The organism is Methylosinus sp. RM1 (genome assembly GCF_011378635.1).
Classification (GTDB): domain Bacteria; phylum Pseudomonadota; class Alphaproteobacteria; order Rhizobiales; family Beijerinckiaceae; genus Methylosinus; species Methylosinus sporium.
Window position 1 is genome coordinate 1 of record NZ_WOVC01000050.1, and the last position, 16,793, is coordinate 16,793.

At 64.7% G+C, this 16,793-nt stretch carries 17 protein-coding genes and 3 pseudogenes; 14 read left to right on the forward strand and 6 right to left on the reverse strand.

Annotation, left to right across the window (positions count from 1 at the left end; translation table 11 throughout):
• Positions 1-107: 107 nt before the first annotated feature.
• Positions 108-860: pseudogene (locus FMZ75_RS19270) on the forward strand (MFS transporter); the annotation flags it as partial.
• Between the two features lie 218 nt (positions 861-1,078).
• On the opposite strand, the gene FMZ75_RS19275 reads toward FMZ75_RS19270, so the two are convergent.
• The gene (locus tag FMZ75_RS19275; RefSeq protein WP_370464759.1) at positions 1,079-2,122 is read right to left on the reverse strand and encodes an NAD(P)-dependent alcohol dehydrogenase; all 1,044 of its coding nucleotides are present in this window, start codon (positions 2,120-2,122) and stop codon (positions 1,079-1,081) included.
• Between the two features lie 84 nt (positions 2,123-2,206).
• Here FMZ75_RS19275 and FMZ75_RS19280 point away from each other — a divergent pair, with 84 nt between their 5' ends.
• Positions 2,207-2,845 carry a TetR/AcrR family transcriptional regulator gene (locus FMZ75_RS19280; protein WP_166145520.1) on the forward strand — a complete coding sequence of 213 codons (639 nt, stop codon included), beginning with the start codon at positions 2,207-2,209 and terminating at the stop codon, positions 2,843-2,845.
• 139 nt (positions 2,846-2,984) lie between these two features.
• Here FMZ75_RS19280 and FMZ75_RS19285 read toward each other — a convergent pair whose 3' ends face one another.
• On the reverse strand, positions 2,985-3,626 hold the full coding sequence (locus tag FMZ75_RS19285) for a TetR/AcrR family transcriptional regulator (protein ID WP_166145487.1): 642 nt from the start codon (positions 3,624-3,626) through the stop codon (positions 2,985-2,987).
• Positions 3,627-3,721: 95 nt separating this feature from the next.
• On the opposite strand from FMZ75_RS19285, the gene FMZ75_RS19290 reads away from it, so the two are divergent.
• From FMZ75_RS19290 to alkB, 7 genes are all read left to right on the forward strand, one after another.
• Positions 3,722-4,777, forward strand: a complete 1,056-nt coding sequence (locus FMZ75_RS19290) for a sugar phosphate isomerase/epimerase (RefSeq protein ID WP_166145490.1) — start codon at positions 3,722-3,724, stop codon at positions 4,775-4,777.
• A gap of 22 nt (positions 4,778-4,799) precedes the next feature.
• Positions 4,800-5,684, forward strand: coding sequence for an alpha/beta fold hydrolase (locus tag FMZ75_RS19295; RefSeq protein WP_166145493.1), 885 nt, complete (start codon positions 4,800-4,802; stop codon positions 5,682-5,684).
• Complete coding sequence (locus FMZ75_RS19300; RefSeq protein WP_166145496.1) at positions 5,684-6,625, forward strand: alpha/beta hydrolase; 942 nt, start codon at positions 5,684-5,686, stop codon at positions 6,623-6,625. Before FMZ75_RS19295 ends, FMZ75_RS19300 begins: the two co-directional genes overlap by 1 nt.
• Positions 6,626-6,737: 112 nt before the next feature.
• Positions 6,738-7,127, forward strand: a complete 390-nt coding sequence (locus FMZ75_RS19305; RefSeq protein WP_246729107.1) for a DUF3617 family protein — start codon at positions 6,738-6,740, stop codon at positions 7,125-7,127.
• Between the two features lie 238 nt (positions 7,128-7,365).
• Positions 7,366-8,430 (forward strand): bifunctional DNA-binding transcriptional regulator/O6-methylguanine-DNA methyltransferase Ada, encoded by a 1,065-nt coding sequence (gene ada / locus FMZ75_RS19310; RefSeq protein ID WP_246729109.1) that lies wholly within the window; start codon positions 7,366-7,368, stop codon positions 8,428-8,430.
• Positions 8,431-8,444: 14 nt separating this feature from the next.
• Positions 8,445-9,167 (forward strand): 2OG-Fe(II) oxygenase, encoded by a 723-nt coding sequence (locus FMZ75_RS19315; RefSeq protein ID WP_166145523.1) that lies wholly within the window; start codon positions 8,445-8,447, stop codon positions 9,165-9,167.
• Between the two features lie 10 nt (positions 9,168-9,177).
• On the forward strand, positions 9,178-9,825 hold the full coding sequence (alkB, locus tag FMZ75_RS19320) for a DNA oxidative demethylase AlkB (RefSeq protein ID WP_166145502.1): 648 nt from the start codon (positions 9,178-9,180) through the stop codon (positions 9,823-9,825).
• Between the two features lie 92 nt (positions 9,826-9,917).
• On the opposite strand, the gene FMZ75_RS19325 is transcribed toward alkB, so the two are convergent.
• The 4 genes from FMZ75_RS19325 to FMZ75_RS19340 all read right to left on the reverse strand — a co-directional run bounded on the left by FMZ75_RS19325 (position 9,918) and on the right by FMZ75_RS19340 (position 12,959).
• Positions 9,918-10,952 carry a GlxA family transcriptional regulator gene (locus tag FMZ75_RS19325; RefSeq protein ID WP_166145505.1) on the reverse strand — a complete coding sequence of 345 codons (1,035 nt, stop codon included), beginning with the start codon at positions 10,950-10,952 and terminating at the stop codon, positions 9,918-9,920.
• Positions 10,924-11,490 carry an isochorismatase family protein gene (locus FMZ75_RS19330; RefSeq protein WP_166145508.1) on the reverse strand — a complete coding sequence of 189 codons (567 nt, stop codon included), beginning with the start codon at positions 11,488-11,490 and terminating at the stop codon, positions 10,924-10,926. Before FMZ75_RS19330 ends, FMZ75_RS19325 begins: the two co-directional genes overlap by 29 nt.
• Positions 11,491-11,604: 114 nt before the next feature.
• A complete protein-coding gene (locus FMZ75_RS19335) occupies positions 11,605-12,075 on the reverse strand; it encodes a DUF3047 domain-containing protein (protein ID WP_207783532.1) in 471 nt (156 codons plus the stop codon).
• Entirely contained in the window at positions 12,036-12,959 is a 924-nt protein-coding gene (locus FMZ75_RS19340; protein WP_166145529.1) for a LysR family transcriptional regulator, read from the reverse strand. The genes FMZ75_RS19335 and FMZ75_RS19340 overlap by 40 nt, the downstream gene beginning before the upstream one ends.
• Before the next feature lie 165 nt (positions 12,960-13,124).
• Between FMZ75_RS19340 and FMZ75_RS19345 the strand changes: the two genes are divergently transcribed.
• From FMZ75_RS19345 to FMZ75_RS19365, 5 genes and pseudogenes are all read left to right on the forward strand, one after another.
• Complete coding sequence (locus FMZ75_RS19345; RefSeq protein WP_246729112.1) at positions 13,125-13,739, forward strand: FMN-dependent NADH-azoreductase; 615 nt, start codon at positions 13,125-13,127, stop codon at positions 13,737-13,739.
• 52 nt (positions 13,740-13,791) lie between these two features.
• On the forward strand, positions 13,792-14,202 hold the full coding sequence (locus FMZ75_RS19350) for a DoxX family protein (RefSeq protein ID WP_166145514.1): 411 nt from the start codon (positions 13,792-13,794) through the stop codon (positions 14,200-14,202).
• 119 nt (positions 14,203-14,321) lie between these two features.
• Positions 14,322-15,373, forward strand: a pseudogene (locus FMZ75_RS19355) (Atu2307/SP_0267 family LLM class monooxygenase).
• On the forward strand, positions 15,366-16,337 hold the full coding sequence (locus tag FMZ75_RS19360) for a glutathione S-transferase family protein (protein ID WP_166145517.1): 972 nt from the start codon (positions 15,366-15,368) through the stop codon (positions 16,335-16,337). The pseudogene FMZ75_RS19355 and the gene FMZ75_RS19360 overlap by 8 nt, the downstream one beginning before the upstream one ends.
• 89 nt (positions 16,338-16,426) lie before the next feature.
• Positions 16,427-16,669: pseudogene (locus FMZ75_RS19365) on the forward strand (LysR substrate-binding domain-containing protein); the annotation flags it as partial.
• Positions 16,670-16,793: the final 124 nt, after the last annotated feature.

A 16,793-nucleotide genomic window follows, 5' to 3' on the forward strand; every position in this document is an offset into this window, starting at 1 on the left:
AGCAAAACCGCAACAAACATCACGTCGAGGCCGACTGGCAATTCACCACCAGAGACGCTCGCCTCAAGCTGAAATCCCTATACCCGCAGTTCCAATGACTCGGGCCACTAGCTCGGACGATATCAGGCGCCTTGTCGGATTTCTTCGGCTGGCGGTCGGTGTACATCGTCTCCGCCGCAACGACGCTCGTCATCGCGGCCTTGCTGGCCAAAGTCCTGCCTCGACGGGAAGATCGTAGCGCGCCCATGACCTACCCAAAGCTCATAGGGTCGGTGTTCACGCTGTTCATCGAGGAGCCGGTGCTACGCGTTCGCGCGATCCTGGCGCTTTTGATCTTCACCGCAATCACGATCCTGTGGACTCCCATGGTGCTGCCATTGAGCGCGTCGCCCTTTTCGCTGTCCCATACCGAAGTCGGCTTGTTCGGGCTCGCCGGCGCCATGGGTGCGATTGGAGCTGCGTGGGCGGGCCGGCTCGCCGATCGCGGGCATGCGCAGCGCACCACTGGCATCGCACTCGCGATAATGCTCGTCTCCTGGCTGCCGATCGCACTGCTGCCTTATTCGCTGTGGGGTCTGATCATCGGGGTCGTCACGATCGATTTCGGGCTCCAGGCGGTGCATGTGGCCAATCAGAGCATGATCTACCGCGTGCGGCCCGAAGCGCGCAGCCGTCTCACTGCCGGTTACATGATCTTCTACTCCATCGGGTGCGCCACAGGCTCGATCGTCTCGACGCTCGTCTATGCGCGAGCCGGATGGACCGGCGTGTGCCTGCTCGGCGCCGCGATTAGCGCTATCGCCTTCGTCTTCTGGGCCCTGATGAACCGCCTGGGGATTGCCGGAGGCCATTTCGTTTGAGTCACGCCGCGATGGCGGGCTCCTCAAGGGCGGCGTCGAATGCACATACAAGGATCGCGACAGCGGCTTGTAAACGATGTTCTGTCTGGCGGCGACGGGTGGAACTCGTTGTTGTGCGCGGGCCGCATCACGCTACCCGATGAAGCTCGCAACGGCGGGGCCGTTGACCTTCAACACTATCGGTCTCTTCGTGACGTCCTTCTTGCCGCCTCGCGACGTCAAAGACGGATGACGAGCTTGCCGAAGTGGCGGCCGCTCGCGAGTTCGTCGTAGGCTGCTTGCGTCTCGTCGAACGAAAATGTCCGATCGATCACAGGACGGATAAGATGCTCGGCGAGGAAGGCGTTCATCGCCTCGAATTGCTCAGCGGAGCCGACATTGATGCCGTCGATGGTTCCGTTGATCAGCTGCAGCCGCATCAGGTTCGAGTGCGGTCCGAAGCCGGTAAACACGCCGATCTGGGCGATATGCCCCCAGGCGGCGAGCGCACGCAGCGAACGGTCGAACGTGTCCGGTCCGCCGAGTTCGAGAATGTGCGAGACGCCGAGCCCGCCCGTCAGCTCGCGGACTTCGATATCCCAGTCGGGCGTCGTACGATAGTTCACCGTCGCGAAGGCGCCGAGCTTCGTTGCGCGTTCGCGCTTCTCGTCCGAGGACGACAGCACGATGGTTTTCGCGCCGAAGGCGCTCGCGATCTGCAAGCCAAAGAGCGCGACGCCGCCCGTGCCCTGCACCAGCAGCGTGTCGCCGACCGCCAAGCCACCGCGCACCACCAGCGCCTGCCAGGCGGTCAAGGCTGCGCAGGGAAGCGTCGCCGCTTCTTCCAGGCTGAGGCTGTCCGGGACGGGCGCCAACGAGGCCTCAGGCACGACGACCAGATCCGCCAGCACGCCGTCGGTCTCGCCGCCGCCGAGCGCCGATGGACCGTAGGCCTCACGATAGGGACCGACAACCCAATCCCGGTAGAAAGTTGGAGCGACGCGGTCTCCTGTGCGCCAGCGGGTGACATCGGCGCCGGTCGCAACGACGCGGCCGGCTCCGTCGGAGAGCGGAATCAACCCCTCGCGCACCGGCCCCAACTCGCCGCGCAGCACGAGCAGGTCGCGGTAATTGAGGCTCACCGCCTCGATCCCGACGAGAACCTCGTTTGGCCCAGGAGTCGGCGCCGCCTCCCGGACCTGCTGGAGGCGAAGGCCGCGGTCGACGCTCGTGAGCCTGTAAGCTCTGCGTGTCGTGGGGATGGATTGGCTGGAATCGGACACGGGTCTCTCCATTTGCAATAAACTAGCGATCGATATTAAAATAAGCCTTCGCATCCTCGTCAAGGGATTTTTATATTGGTCACTATGAAAACCATCGCGAAGCGGCCGCGCGGCCGCCCGCGAGCGCTCGACCGAGACGAGGCGCTGGAGACGGCGCTCCGGCTGTTCTGGCGTCGTGGCTATGAGGGGACGTCGATCGCCGACCTGACCGCGGCCATGGGAGTGACGCCGCCGAGTCTCTACACCGTCTTCGGCAGCAAGGAGCAACTCTACCGGGAGGCGCTCGACCGCTACGGCGCCACCTACGGCTCCTTCGCCCAGCGCGCGCTAGCCGAAGAGCCGAGCGCCCGGCGCGCGGTCGAGCGCATTCTGCGTGGGGCGATCGAGGTCTACGCGGAGGGGCCGGCGCCGGCAGGCTGCATGCTGGCGAGCGGCGTGGTGGCGTGCGCGCCCGAGCACGCTTCGGTGGCGGCGGATGTTGCAAGGCGAAGGCTAGCGACGATCGCGGCGATCAAGGCGCGCTTCGATCGCGCAGCCAGCGAAGGCGAACTCGCGCCGTCGACCGATACGCAGGCCCTCGCCTCTTACTATGCCGCCGTTGTGCAGGGGCTGTCGATCCAGGCCCGCGACGGCGTCAGCCGGACGATCCTCGACGCATTGGCGGACGTCGCTCTCTCGGCGTGGCCGGGCGCGCGGGCGGATCAACCAGCGCAAAGTCCATGAGGGGCCGGCAGCGCCCAACTATGGCAATTGATCGAAATCGAAGTCCCCGAACTGGCCGCATAGTAATCCCAAAGTCGAGCGCGAGGGTCGTTTCGAGCGGCGCAACGCCGGCGCCCTCACGTCGGCGAGAAGACGGTTCTCAGCGGCGGATCGAGTTTCGAACGGAGGCGCGGTCTCGACGGCGGCGGCTTTTGGTCGTCATGAGATCGAACGCCGCAAGAAACGCATCCACCATGGCGTTCAGCCGATCCGCGCCGACACCGTCCCGGGCCTGTACCGACAAGCCATGAAGCATCGTGGCGCAACAGTCGCCGAGCGCCGCCTCGTCGACATGCTCCTCGATCTCTCCGGTGTGTTTCGCCCGCCGTAGTCGATCGATGATCGACTGTGTTCTCGCCTTGCGGTGCTCGGACAGCCAAGCGCCCAGAGCGGCGTTCTCCCGCGCGCAGTTGGTCGCGGCGGTGACGACCATGCAGCCTCTCTGCCCTTTCGTATAGAGCTCGATCGCCGCCCGGAACATGTCGTCCAAGGCGGGGCGAATGTCCTTTGCCTCGGACAGGGCGCGGTCGGCGAAACCGCCTTCTTTTGCTTCATAGAGTTCGATCGCCTCGCGGAACAAAGCCTCCTTCGAGCCGAAGGCCGCATAGATGCGCGCCGAAGCGATACCCAGAGCCGCCACCAGATCGGACATCGACGCGCCCTCGTAACCGCGCGCCCAAAAGAGGTCGCGAGCCTTTGCGAGGGCCAAATCTCTGTCGAATTCCCTGGGTCTGCCGGCCATGCGATCTCGCTATTCTTGATCGACCCACAAATAATCGGCTTGACATCGGCTCGCAAGCGCGCATTCTTTGTCGTTCAACAAATAATGGTGGCGCGATGAAAACGATCAAGGGTCCCAGCATCCATCTGGCGCAGTTCAGCGATGCGCGAAAGCCTTTCGACACTCTGGCCGCCATCGCCGGCTGGGCGAGCGAGCTCGGCTTCGAGGCTCTGCAAATTCCGGCCTGGGATCGTCGCTTGTTCGATGTCGCCGAGGCTGCCGAGAGCCAGACCTATTGCGACGAGATTGCAGGAATTCTGGCCGAGCGCGGGCTCGTCGTCAGCGAGTTGACGACGCATATCTTCGGCCAGCTCGTCGCGGTGCATCCGGCCTATGATGCAATGTGCGACGCCTTCGCTCCCGAGCGGATTCGCGGAAACGCGGCGGCGCGAAGCGAATGGGCGCAGCAACGAATCAAGCTCGCCGCCAAGGCCTCGCGCCGGCTCGGTCTGACCGCTATGGGAACATTTTCGGGCTCGTTCCTCTGGCCCTATTTCTTCCCCTTCCCGCAGCGGCCGGAAGGATTGGTCGAAGCCGCTTTCGACGAGCTGGCTCGACGATGGAGGCCCATTCTCGACGCCTGCGACGAGAACGGAATCGACCTCTGCTATGAACTTCACCCGAGCGAGGATCTGCACGACGGCGTCAGTTTCGAGATTCTGCTCGCGCGCGTCGACGGCCATCGCCGATGCCAGATTCTCTACGATCCCAGCCATTTCGTTTTGCAGCAGCTCAAATATCTCGACTTCATCGACATCTACCACGATCGGATCGGCATGTTCCACGTCAAGGACGCCGAATTCAATCCGACCGGACGGCAGGGCGTCTATGGCGGCTATCGGCCGTGGATCGAGCGGGCGGGACGTTTCCGGTCGTTGGGCGATGGGCAGATCGATTTTCGTTCGATCTTCTCGAAGCTCGCGCAATATGATTTCGACGGCTGGGCCACGCTCGAATGGGAATGCTGCCTGAAAGATAGCGAAGACGGCGCGCGCGAGGGCGCGGCCTTCATTCGCGACCACACGATACGCGTGACGGAAAAAATCTTCGACGATTTCGCGGGAACGCCCCTGAGCGCGGCTCGGACGAAGGCGATTCTCGGCATCTCCTGAGCCTGTTTCGAGGACATTCATCATGACGAACGTGATCGAGCCGGACGCTTCGTCCGACGGCTTTGCGCATCACTATGCGCGCATCGACGGGCAGAGAATTCACTGCTCCATTCTCGGCGACGGCGAGCCGGTTCTCTTGATCCCGGGCTGGCCGCAGACCTGGTACGCTTGGCGCCACACCATGACGGCGCTGGCCGAAGCCGGCTTTCGGGCCATCGCCGTCGATCCGATCGGCGCGGGATATTCCGCGCGGCCGGATCACGGCTATGACACGGGCTCCGCGGCGCGCGCGCTGCACCGGCTGATGATCCAGTTCGGCTATGACCGCTACCGCGTCGCCGGACATGATGTGGGAATGTGGGTCGGATATGCGCTGGCGAGCGATTACCCCGAGGCGGTGGAGAGGATCGCGCTGACCGAGGCCGTCATCCCGGGTCTCGCCCCTGCCCCGCCGATCTTCGTTCCGCCGTCGGACAATATTTTCCTCTGGCATTTCATGTTCAACCAGCTTCTGGACCTGCCAGAGTTCCTCACCTCCGGTCGCGAGAAGGAATATCTGAGCTTCATGTTCGACAAATGGTCCCACCGACGGGATCGCGTCGCCGCGGACGTTTACGCCGCCGCTTATGGAACGCCGGGCGGCATGCGGGCGGGCTTCGCCTATTACCGCGCCATTCCCGAAACGATCCGGCAGAATCGCGAGCGCGCGAACAGGGCGCTGACCATGCCGGTTCTCGCGATCGGCTCCGAATATGCGACCGCGGATGCGCCGCTGGAGACGCTTCGCCCGCATGCGAGCAATCTGCGGGGCGACATCGTGCGCGACTGCGGCCATTTCGTCATGGAAGAGCGCCCGGACGAATTCAATACGCAGCTCGTTCCTTTCTTCCTCGAGGAGCTCGCCTGATGGCCATCGACCCAGACATCGCCGCATTGCTGGCGCGCCTGCCGCCCATGCGAGCGGCCTCTCTCGACATTCTCCGTTCCGAGGTCGATCGCGCCCTGATGTCGATGCAGGGCGCGCTGGAAGCCGTCGATCGAATCGACGATCTCACTGTCGAAGGGGAAGAACCATCCGTCGTCGTCCCTGTCCGGGCCTATCGGCCCGCCGCAGCGAAGAACGACGAAAAGCAGCCGGCGATCGTCTTCGCCCATGCCGGCGGATGGCGTCTCTGCTCGCTGAAGGCTTACGACAATCCGTGCCGCGCGCTCGCCAATGCGACAGGCTGCGTCGTCTTTTCGGTCGGCTACCGGCTGGCTCCGGAGCATCCCTATCCTATTCCTCTCGAAGATTTCTATCGCGCTCTTTGCTGGGTCGCGGACCGCGCGGAGCAATTGGAAATCGACGGGCATCGCATCGCCATCGCCGGCGACAGCGCCGGCGGAAATCTGGCGGCCGCCGCCGCGCTGCTGGCGAGAGACCGCCACGGCCCTTCGATCGCACATCAGCTCCTCATCTATCCGGCCGTGGACACCGATCTCGACACGCCTTCATACGCGCAATTCGGCGACGGCTATTATCTGACGCGCGACATGATGAGGCTTAGCTGGGAGGACTATCTCGGAGGCCGACTGCCCGCGCCCCCCGTTTACGCGGCGCCGTTGCGGGCGGATCTCTCCGGCTTGCCGTCGGCGACGATCATGGTCAACGAATTCGATCCGCTGCGCAGCGAAGGCGAAGCCTATGCGCGCAAGCTCCGAGACGCCGGCGTGCCCGCCGAGCTCGTTCTCCTCGAGGGAATGGTCCACGCCTGCATGCACATGCTCGGCGTGGCGCCGGCGGCAGGGGCTCTTTTTATCCAAGCCGGTCGGGCAATCCGCCAGAGATTCGGCCTCGATCCGCGTTGAGCGGCCGTTTCGATCAACGACGCCGGCGCAAGCACATTCGAAAGCAAGAAACGGATAGCGGAAGGCGCTCGAGCATGCTCGAAACGATCGATGCTTCACGCGGAGTCCGAACATGAAAACAATATCGGCGTCGACAGTCTTTGCGCTGGCCATACCCATGGGTGGATTGTCGGCGGCAGAATCCTCGCTCTTGCAAAGCGGACGTTACGAAGTCGCTGTGGCTCTCGAGCTCCCGCATCTCGTCGACGCCGCCGCGCGAAAAACGGCGACGATCTGCATCGACCCCGATAATACGCCTTCGTACGGGCTCGAGGCTCTGAGCGACAGCAATCCGCTGGCGAAATGTTCGCCGAGAAATTCCCGCCTCGTCGACAAGACGCTGACCTTCGACATCGTCTGCGCGGGACCGGACGCGGCTCGCGCTCTGGCGACCTATCGATTTACGTCCGATCGCCAAGTCTTCGGAGGCCAAATCGCAATGACGATGGGCGGCAGAACATGACCATGACCGAGACGCAGCTCGGCCGTCGGATCGGCGATTGCATCGCCTCTGACGTCCCTCGTCGATGAAGGTCATCGCACGCTTCGAACGTGTCCGCGCATCGTGTCGCGATCTCGCGGCCGGCTCGAGCATCCCCATCTTTTGAAAGCAACGACCGGGATGCGCGAGGGTGAGGGAAAGGCTAAATCATGCGTCGAAACCAATTCCGAGGATCCCGGAAATGACATCGACGCTTCGAATGTCCCGACATGACAAAGACGCCGCGGCCGAGGACGCGCGATGGAAAGCCGTCACGGCGCGAGATCGCAGCTATGACGGCACTTTCTTCTATTCCGTCGCGTCCACCGGCGTCTACTGCCGGCCGTCCTGTCCCGCGCGCCTTGCCAAGCGCGCCAATGTGCGGTTCCACGACACGCCGGCCGAGGCGGAGGCCGCCGGCTATCGGCCCTGCAAGCGTTGCCGTCCGAACGAGGCTTCGCTCGAGGCGCGACAAGCCGACAGCATAGCACACGCCTGCCGCCTGATCGAAGCAGCCGAGGAACCGCCGAAACTCGACGCTTTGGCGCGCGGCGTCGGCCTTAGCGCCTACCACTTTCACCGGCTCTTCAAGGCTGTCACCGGCCTCACTCCGAAGACCTATGCGGTCGCCCACCGGGGCAAGCGCGTTCGCGAGACGCTCGGGACGAGCGCATCCGTGACCGAAGCCATCTATAATTCCGGCTTCAACTCCAGCGGCCGCTTCTACGCGGAATCCGTCCGCGCGCTCGGCATGACGCCGAGCGCTTTTCGAAACGGCGGAGCGAAGGCCGCGATCAAATTCGCCGTCGGCGAATGCTCTTTCGGCGCCATTCTGGTCGCCGCGAGCGACAAGGGCGTCTGCGCCATTTCGTTCGGCGACGATCCGGACGCGCTCGCGCGCGACCTGCAAGACAGATTTCCGCGGGCGCGGCTGATCGGCGGCGACGCCGATTTCGAGCGGCTGGTCGCGAAGGTCGTCGGCTTCGTGGAAGAACCGAGAATCGGGTTGGACCTGCCTCTCGATATTCGAGGAACGGCGTTCCAGCATCGCGTATGGGCGGCGCTGCGGGATATTCCGCCAGGCGCCACGGTCAGCTACGCCGAGCTCGCCGAACGCATCGGCGCGCCGAGGGGGGCGCGCGCCGTCGCCGGAGCCTGCGCCGCCAACAAAATCGCCGTGGCGATCCCTTGCCATCGCGTCGTACGCAACGACAGCGCCCTCTCCGGCTATCGCTGGGGCGTCGAGCGCAAACGCCTCCTCCTCGATCGGGAATCGAAACCGTGACCGCTCGCGTGTCGATGCCCCTGTCGGAACGAATTGCGGCGCGGCGTCCCGAGCAAGTCGACTGGGCGCGGGTCGAAAAAGATTTGGACGCGAACGGCTTCGCCGTCGTCGGGGAACTCCTCACCGAGGCGGATTGCCGGGACCTCGCGAGCGTCTATTCCTCGGACGAGGGGTTTCGCAGCCGCGTCGTCATGGAGAGGCACGGCTTCGGGCGCGGCGAATATAAATATTTTTCGTATCCGCTGCCGCCGCTGATCGCCGATTTGCGAAGCGCGATCTACCCGCGGCTCGCGAGCATCGCCAACCGCTGGGCTCGACTATCGGGCTCCGAGGAGCGCTTTGACGACGATCACGCGGGGTTTCTGGAGCGCTGCCATCAGGCAGGCCAGACGCGTCCCACGCCCTTGTTGCTGGACTATGGTCCCGGCGACTTCAATCGCCTTCATCAGGACATCTACGGCGATCTGGTATTTCCTCTGCAAGTCGCCGTCCTGCTGTCGCGGCCCGGAGAGGATTTCACGGGAGGCGAATTCGTCCTGACCGAGCAACGACCACGAATGCAATCGAAGGCGTCCGTCGTCCCGTTGCGGCGAGGCGACGCCGTCGTCTTCCCCGTGCGTGACCGCCCGGCGCCGGGCGCGCGCGGCTACTCCCGCGTCACGATGCGGCACGGAGTCAGCGATGTGCGCGCGGGACGACGGCGCACACTCGGCCTCATCTTCCACGACGCTCGATGACGGGACGGCGATGAAGGATCTCTTCGATAGTTTGGAGGCCCAAGAAGCGCCGGAATTCCTCGGCCCGGGCGCCATGGTTCTGCGCGGCTTCGCGCTGGAGGCGGAATCGGTCCTGCTCGACGCCTTGCGGCAGATCGCGTCGGTCGCTCCGTTTCGGCATATGACGACGCCGGGCGGTCATTCTATGTCGACGGGTATGACAAATTGCGGCGCTGTCGGCTGGGTCTCTGACCTGCGCGGCTATCGATATGAGCGATGCGATCCGCTGAGCGGCGCGCCATGGCCGCGCATGCCGAAGGTCTTCGCCGAAGTGGCGACGGCGGCGGCGGCCTTCGCCGGCTATGACGGCTTTACGCCCGACGCCTGCCTGATCAATCGATTTGAGCCAGGCGCGCGGCTGACCCTCCACCAGGACAAGAACGAGCGGGACCTCGCCGCGCCGATCGCGACGGTGTCGCTCGGACTCCCCGCCCGATTCCAGTTCGGTGGCCTGCGGCGCGCCGGCCCCGTCTCTCGCACGATTCTGCGACACGGCGATGTTTGCATATGGGGCGGGCCATCCCGGCTCGCCTACCACGCAATCGATCCCGTCAAGGAAGGCAACCACCCGGCGACCGGCCGCTGTCGCATGAGCCTGACGTTTCGCAAAGCGATGTGAGACCTGCGCGAAATGGCGAGTCGACGCTACCCAGCGGACCATCGCCGGGCCCCGGCGGACGATCTGTCGAGCAATCTGGACGTTCATTGCGTCTATTCGGTAGTCCTCTCCGCTTCGCGCATGCGGCTCGGCGGGAGATTGTGATGGCGCCCCCAGGCGCGGCGCAGCTGGCGAGCCGAAGCGAAGCCGGCGCGTTCGGCGATCGTCTCCATGTCGAGACGCGAGCCATTCAAGAGCTCCCGCGCCAGCGCGACGCGCATGCGGTTCACATAATCGGTGACGCTCATGCTCGCATGCGCGTTGAACAGTCGGGAGAGATTGCGCGGGCTCGTCGCCGATTCACGCGCCAACTGTTCGACCGACCACTCGCGCGAGGGATCCGCAGCGATGGCATCCTGAGCGCGGTGAATGACTGGATGGATGTGATTGCGCCCTTCGAGCCAGGGTGAGAGCTGCGGATCGTCGCCGCCGCGCCGCAGATAGACGACGAGATGGCGCGCCACGGCGAGCGCCGGCGCATGTCCGGCCATTTGCGCGACGATGTGGAGCATGAGGTCGACGCCCGCCGTCACGCCGGCGCTGGTGAAGCGCTCGCCGTCCTCGACATAGAGGCGATTTTCGCGGACGCGCGCCGTGGGCGCGAGGCGCGCGAGCTCGGCGCCGCAGGCGTGATGAGTCGTGCAGTCATGACCGTCGAGCAGGCCGGCGTGCGCGGCGAGCAGCGCGCCCGAGCAGATCGACACGAGACGAACTCCAGGCCGCACCGCGCGTGCGAGCCAATCGACGATCGCCGACTCGTGAACAGCGTCCTTCTCGCGGCCTTCGCCCGCGACCGCGAGCGGCGCCTCGACGCTGCCGGGAACGACGACCAGCGCGCCATCCGGCACACGATCCGGCAGCGGCGCCACGCCGGCGATCTCGAGGCCGATGGAGCTGCCGACGCTCGGCGCGGGGCCGACATAGACAACCCTGAAGCGAACCGCATCCTGTTCGAGATTCGCCTTGCGCAAAACCTCGATCGGCCCCGCGACGTCGAGCAGCAACAGGCGCGGCGGCGCGACGACGAAGACGTCGACGTCCTTCGTCGTCGGGCGTTCGTTAGGCCGCGATCTCTTCCGGGCGTCCAAGCAGAGCCTCCTCCACCGTCGCGATGCGCGCGAAACGCCCCGCGAGCACCAGTTCCGTGCGCGCCCGGATTTCGGCGGAGCTCCATTCGCGTCCAGCGGCGTCGGCCATCGGAAATGTCAGGGTCGCCTCGCAGACGAAATCGACCGCATAGCCGAGGTCCGAAGCGTGGCGCGTCGTCGTCTCGCAGCATTGTTCCGTGCGAATGCCGGAGACGATGAGGCGGCGCAAGCCATTCTCGATCAGCCAGACGTCGAGCCCGCTGCCGACGAGCGCGCTGTGCCGTCCCTTGCGGAAGATCGCATCCGGCGCGATGGCGAGCGGCTCCAGCGTCCTCACGAAGCCGGAGCTCTCGGCGAATGGTCCGGAATCGGCGACATGGAAGACCTGGACGATCGGGATCGCGGCGGCTTTCGCTCCGTCGATCAATGCTTGGAGACGGCCGACGAAAGGCCGCGCATCGTCGTCCCGCCAATAGGGACGACGACGAAAAGATTCCTGAGCGTCGACGACGACGAGCGTCGTGTCCGAAGCGGACATTTCGATCCTCCCATCCGTTGAATGGAGAACATCTTACGCTCTATGATCCAAGGCGAAAGACCATATCCAGACACAAAGCGGACAATTCGCGCCACACAGCCTTCGAGCGGCGCCTCAATAGACCGATACGACTTCCTTGTCGAAGCCGATCTCGATCGCGCCGAACTCTCCCAATCCTTCGCTCCGCCCCATAACACTGGTCCCGATGAGCCAAATCTGCGTGATCCTCTTCGGCGGCTCGCCGCCGACCGCCTTGCGATAATCCTCGAAGACGTCGCGCGACTCCGCGAGCCATTTGCCGAGATCGCCGCTCCCGGAGCGCGCCACGAGATGCGTCTCGCGGGTCGCCCCGGTGGGGAACGGACAGCGAAAGCTCGCGCCGACCAGCAGGCTGGAGTTCCAGAAATAGGTGAGGTCCTGGCCGTTGTCGAACTTCACTGCGATGCTGATGTAATCACGGGCCAAGACGGCGCTTTCCACGCTCCGCGAAGGCAGCCTGTCGAGCTTCCACTTCCATCGCAGCGTCGTCCCCGGCGAATAGAAAATCAGGCGATCGCGTCCTCGTCGCCCATCTGCTTCGGACACATCGCGAGACGTTCGATCATCCAGCGACCCGCCGGTCCCGGCGGATCGGACGCCCGATAGACAACGGACATCGGCAAGGCGAGCCCGCCAGAAGGTATGTTCTCGATCGCGAGTTCGACCAGCCGGCCGGCGTCGAGATCGGATTGGACGGTATGACGAGGCATCCCGCCCCAGCCCAGCCCGTTCAAGAGAAAGGCGTGCTTGGCGAAGAGATCGGCGAGGCGCCAAGTGGTCGGCGCCATGACTCCGAACTCGCGCCCGGCCGTCAGGGCGGACCGATCGGTCAGGACCAGCTGGACGTGCCGGGCCAGTTCCTCCTTCGGGATGACGCCCTTCCAAGCGGCCAAAGGGTGGTTCGCTGCGGCGACCATCATCAAGCGCACGAGCGTCAGGCGCTCGGCGACGAGCCCGCCCGGCAGCATCGGCAAGGGTCCGGCGATGCCGAAGCTCGCGCGTCCGTCGGTCACCGGCTCCACCGACGCTCCGAGCGCCTCGACATAGAGCCGCAGCGGCGTGCGGGGAAACTGCTCGCGGAATTGGGTCGCCGCCCCGGCCAGGGCCTCGATCGGAAAGAAGACGTCCACCGCGATCGAGAGTTCGGCCTCGATCCCGGCGGCCATGCCTTTGGCGCGGGCCTTCAGGCCATCGACGCCGGAGAGGACCAAGCGCGCATCGGCGACGAGGACAGCGCCTTCGCTCGTCAGCCGGGGATAGCGGCCGCTGCGATCGAACAAAGAGATACCCAGATGCGTCTCCAAGCTGCCGATCGCTTCGCTGATGGCCGATTGTGTGCGCGACAGCCGCCGCCCCGCGGCGGAAAAGCTGCCCTCGTCCACAGCGGCGAGGAAAGCGCGCAATTGATCCAGAGAGACCCCGTCCAGCATCGCGCGTCTCCAATTCATCGGATTATCCGATGGTAAGTATAAATATATGCCGGCTTCTCCTGTTCGCGCAACCATGCGACCTACACACTCATGTTTCGCACCCTGAAAAACCTCTTCGCTCGCAAAGCTATGACGCCTCACGCAGGCGGCTCGGAGGAGTTCCCAATGACGACGATCCTGCACATCGATTCCAGCATCCTCGGCGGATATTCGGTCAGCCGCGCGCTCACCGCGGAGGTTGTGGCGAAAGCGCTGGTCCTTCATCCGGGCGCGCGGGTGATCCGCCGCGACCTCGTCGCCGAGCCCGCCCTCCATCTCTCGGATGCTCATATTGCAGTCTTCCAGGGCGGCGAGGTGACGAGCGCGGCCCTCGGCCAGGATCTCGCGCTCGGCGGCGCCTATATCGACGATCTCTTCGCCGGCGACATCATCGTGATCGGCGCGCCCATGTATAATTTCTCGGTCCCCTCGCAGCTCAAGGGCTGGATCGACCGCGTCTGCGTCGCCGGCCGCACCTTCCAATACGGCGCCAATGGTCCGCAAGGGCTATTGCCCAAGGGAAAGAAGGTCGTCATCGCCTCGACGAGGGGCGGCGTCTACACCGGCGACAGCCCGGCCGCCTCGCTCGAACATCACGAGAGCTATCTGCGCGGCGTTCTCGGCTTCATCGGCCTGACCGACGTCACCATCATCCGCGCAGAAGGCCTCAATCTCGGCGAAGAGCCGAAAGCGGCCGCCATCGCCAGGGCGAAAGCCCAAATCGCATCGCTCGCCGCCTGATCCGCGGCGACGCTCCTTCGCCCTATCGCCAATCTTCCGGAGCTCCATCGATATGAGTCAGACCAACGCCTCCAAGTCCGCCAACGCCTTCGCCTTCGTCGGCCGCCTGCTGATCGCTGTGCTGTTCATCCTCGGCGGTATCGGCAAGCTCGCGGCCCCCGAGGCCACGCAAGGCTATATCGCCTCGGTCGGATTGCCCGCCCCGCTTCTCGATCTGGCGGTCGCGGTCATCGTCGAGGCCGGCGGCGGCCTCCTTCTGCTCGTCGGATACAGAGCGCGACTCGTCAGCCTGGTCCTGGCGGCCTTCACACTCATTTTGGCTGTGCTCTTCCACAAGAATTTCGCCGATCAAAACCAGATGATCCACTTTCTGAAAAACATCGCCATCGTCGGCGGCCTTCTTCAGATCGCCGCCTTCGGCGCCGGCTCGTTCAGCCTGGACGGCCGCCGCCTCCGAGCCTGATCATGCGCTCGGCGTCGAGAAGGCTTCTCTCCTTCTCGACGCCGTCGACGGCCTTTTATCGAAGGGCGCCGCGCGCACGCAACGCGCTCTCCGGAGCGCCTGTTTCTCGAGGAATCGACATGGAAATCGGCGTCGACAGCTTCGCGGCGATCATCCCCGATCCTGCGACGGGGAAAATCATTTCGGCCGCCGAACGGATGAAGCGTCTGCTCGACGAAGTGGAGATCGCCGACCGCGTCGGGCTCGATGTGTTCGGCGTCGGCGAACATCATCGCGAGGAATTTCTCGACGCGGCGCCCGCTGTGATCCTGGCCGCGGCCGCCGCGCGGACTCGGCGAATCCGCCTGACCAGCGCCGTCACCGTGCTCAGCGCCGCCGATCCGGTCCGCGTCTTTCAGGAATTCGCGACGCTCGACCTCATCGTGAAAGGACGCGCCGAGATCGTCGTCGGGCGCGGATCCTTCGGCGAGGCCTATCCGCTGTTCGGCCTCGCTATGCAGGACTATGACGCTCTTTTCGCCGAGAAGCTCGACCTGCTCCTGAGGCTCCGCGACGAGATCCATGTCACATGGAAAGGACGCTTCCGGCCGCCGCTGACCGGCCAGGGCGTCTTTCCCAGACCGCATCAGGCCCGCTTGTGCCGATCTGGCTCGGCGTCGGCGGCACGCCGCAATCCTTCATCCGCGCCGGAGCACTGGGCCTGCCGCTCATGGTCGCGATCATCGGCGGCGACTTCCGGCGCTTCCGTCCGCTCGTCGATCTCTATCGGCAGGCGGGCCGCCGCGCCGGCCATGCGGACGAGACGCTCCAGGTCGGCGTTCACGCAATGGGCTTCGTCGGCGACACCGACCAGGCCGCCAAGGGCGCTTTCTTCCCAGGGTGGGCCTACATGTTCACGGAGATCGGCCGTGAACGAGGTTGGTCGCCCGTCACGCGCGCCGGTTTCGAGGCGATGTGCTCGCCCCATGGCGCGTTTCTGATCGGCGCCCCGGAGACCGTCGCCCGGCGCGCGCTCGCAGCGAGCGAGGCGCTGGGCGGCGTTTCGCGGCTCACCTTTCAAATGAGCTCGGCGATGCTGGACGCCGACGCGATGAGCCGCTCGATCGAGCTTCTCGGCGCAAAGGTCGCCCCGATGATCCGCGCCGCGACGAAGGAGAAGGTCCATGGGTGAGTTGATCGCGGGCCAGTGGCGGCGCGGCGGCGTCGAGAAGCTCCTCGAGGACGGCCGGCTGCGTCGCCCAACCTCCCTATTCCGCAATTGGATCGGCCTGAGCGACGCCGACAAGACGCCCGCCTTTCCGGCCGAAGCCGGCCGGTATCATCTCTATGTCTCGCTCGCCTGCCCCTGGGCGCATCGCACGCTCATCATGCGCCGGCTGAAAGGCCTGGAAGAGATCGTCGGCCTTTCGGTCGCGCATTGGCTGATGGGCGAGGACGGCTGGTCATTCCAGCCCGGCCCGGGCGTCATCCCAGACACGGTGAATGGCGTGCAATGGCTACATCAGCTCTACACATTGTCCGAGCCGGACTGCAGCTCGCGCGTCACCGTTCCGGTGCTCTGGGACAAGGACAGCCGCAAGATCGTTTCCAACGAATCGGCAGAGATACTGCGGATATTCAACAGCGCCTTCGATCGCATAGGCGCGGCGGAAGGCGACTATTGTCCGGCCGATCTGCGTAGCGAGATCGACGCCATCAACGAGCGCGTCTACGTCGGCCTCAACAATGGCGTCTATCGCGCCGGCTTCGCCGCGACGCAGGCGGCCTATGAGGCCGCCGTCGCCGATGTCTTCGAGACGCTGGACTGGCTTGAGGAGCGCCTCGAGACCCGGCGCTTCCTCGTCGGCGAGCGGCTGACAGAAGCCGACATCCGGCTGTTCACGACGCTGGTGCGATTCGATGTCGTCTATTACGGCCACTTCAAATGCAATTTGCGGGCGCTCGTCGATTATCCCCGTCTCTGGCGCTACACGAGGGCGCTCTACCGGAACCCGGCGATCCGCCCGACCGTCGATTTCGGACACATCAAGGGTCATTACTACGGCAGCCATCCCTGGCTGAATCTGAGTGGGGTTGTTCCAATCGGCCCACGACGTGATTTCGATACTCCGCTGGAGCTGTTTGCCGCGCGATAAAAAAATCGGAAACAGGCTCATCACCCACCGTGCAGGATCTGGCTTAAACTACCCGGTTTTGCTCCCCCCGCGGAGCGCTAAATTTCGACGTGCAGGCGAGCGACGGCGAGGCGCTGCGGCACTTGGCGCTCGGCGGCAGCGGACTTGCCCGTCTCGCCGCTTTCACGGTGCGCAACGACATCGCCGCCGGCCGTCTCGTGCCCGTGCTCGGTCACCTCAACCCTGGTGACCGCGAGGCCTTCCATGCCATCCATATCGGCCAGGGCGGACCATTGCCCTCTCGCGTCCGGGCGCTGCTCGATTTCCTCGCGGAGTGGGGGAAGGTCGAATAGCTCGTAACAGGCATGGTGATTCCGACGGAAGGCGCCCCCCTAAAACGAGATGAAGGCGCCCCCCATAACGGAATGATGGCGCCCCCCGATTACGAGATGATCGCGCCGCCCTGTAACGGAATGA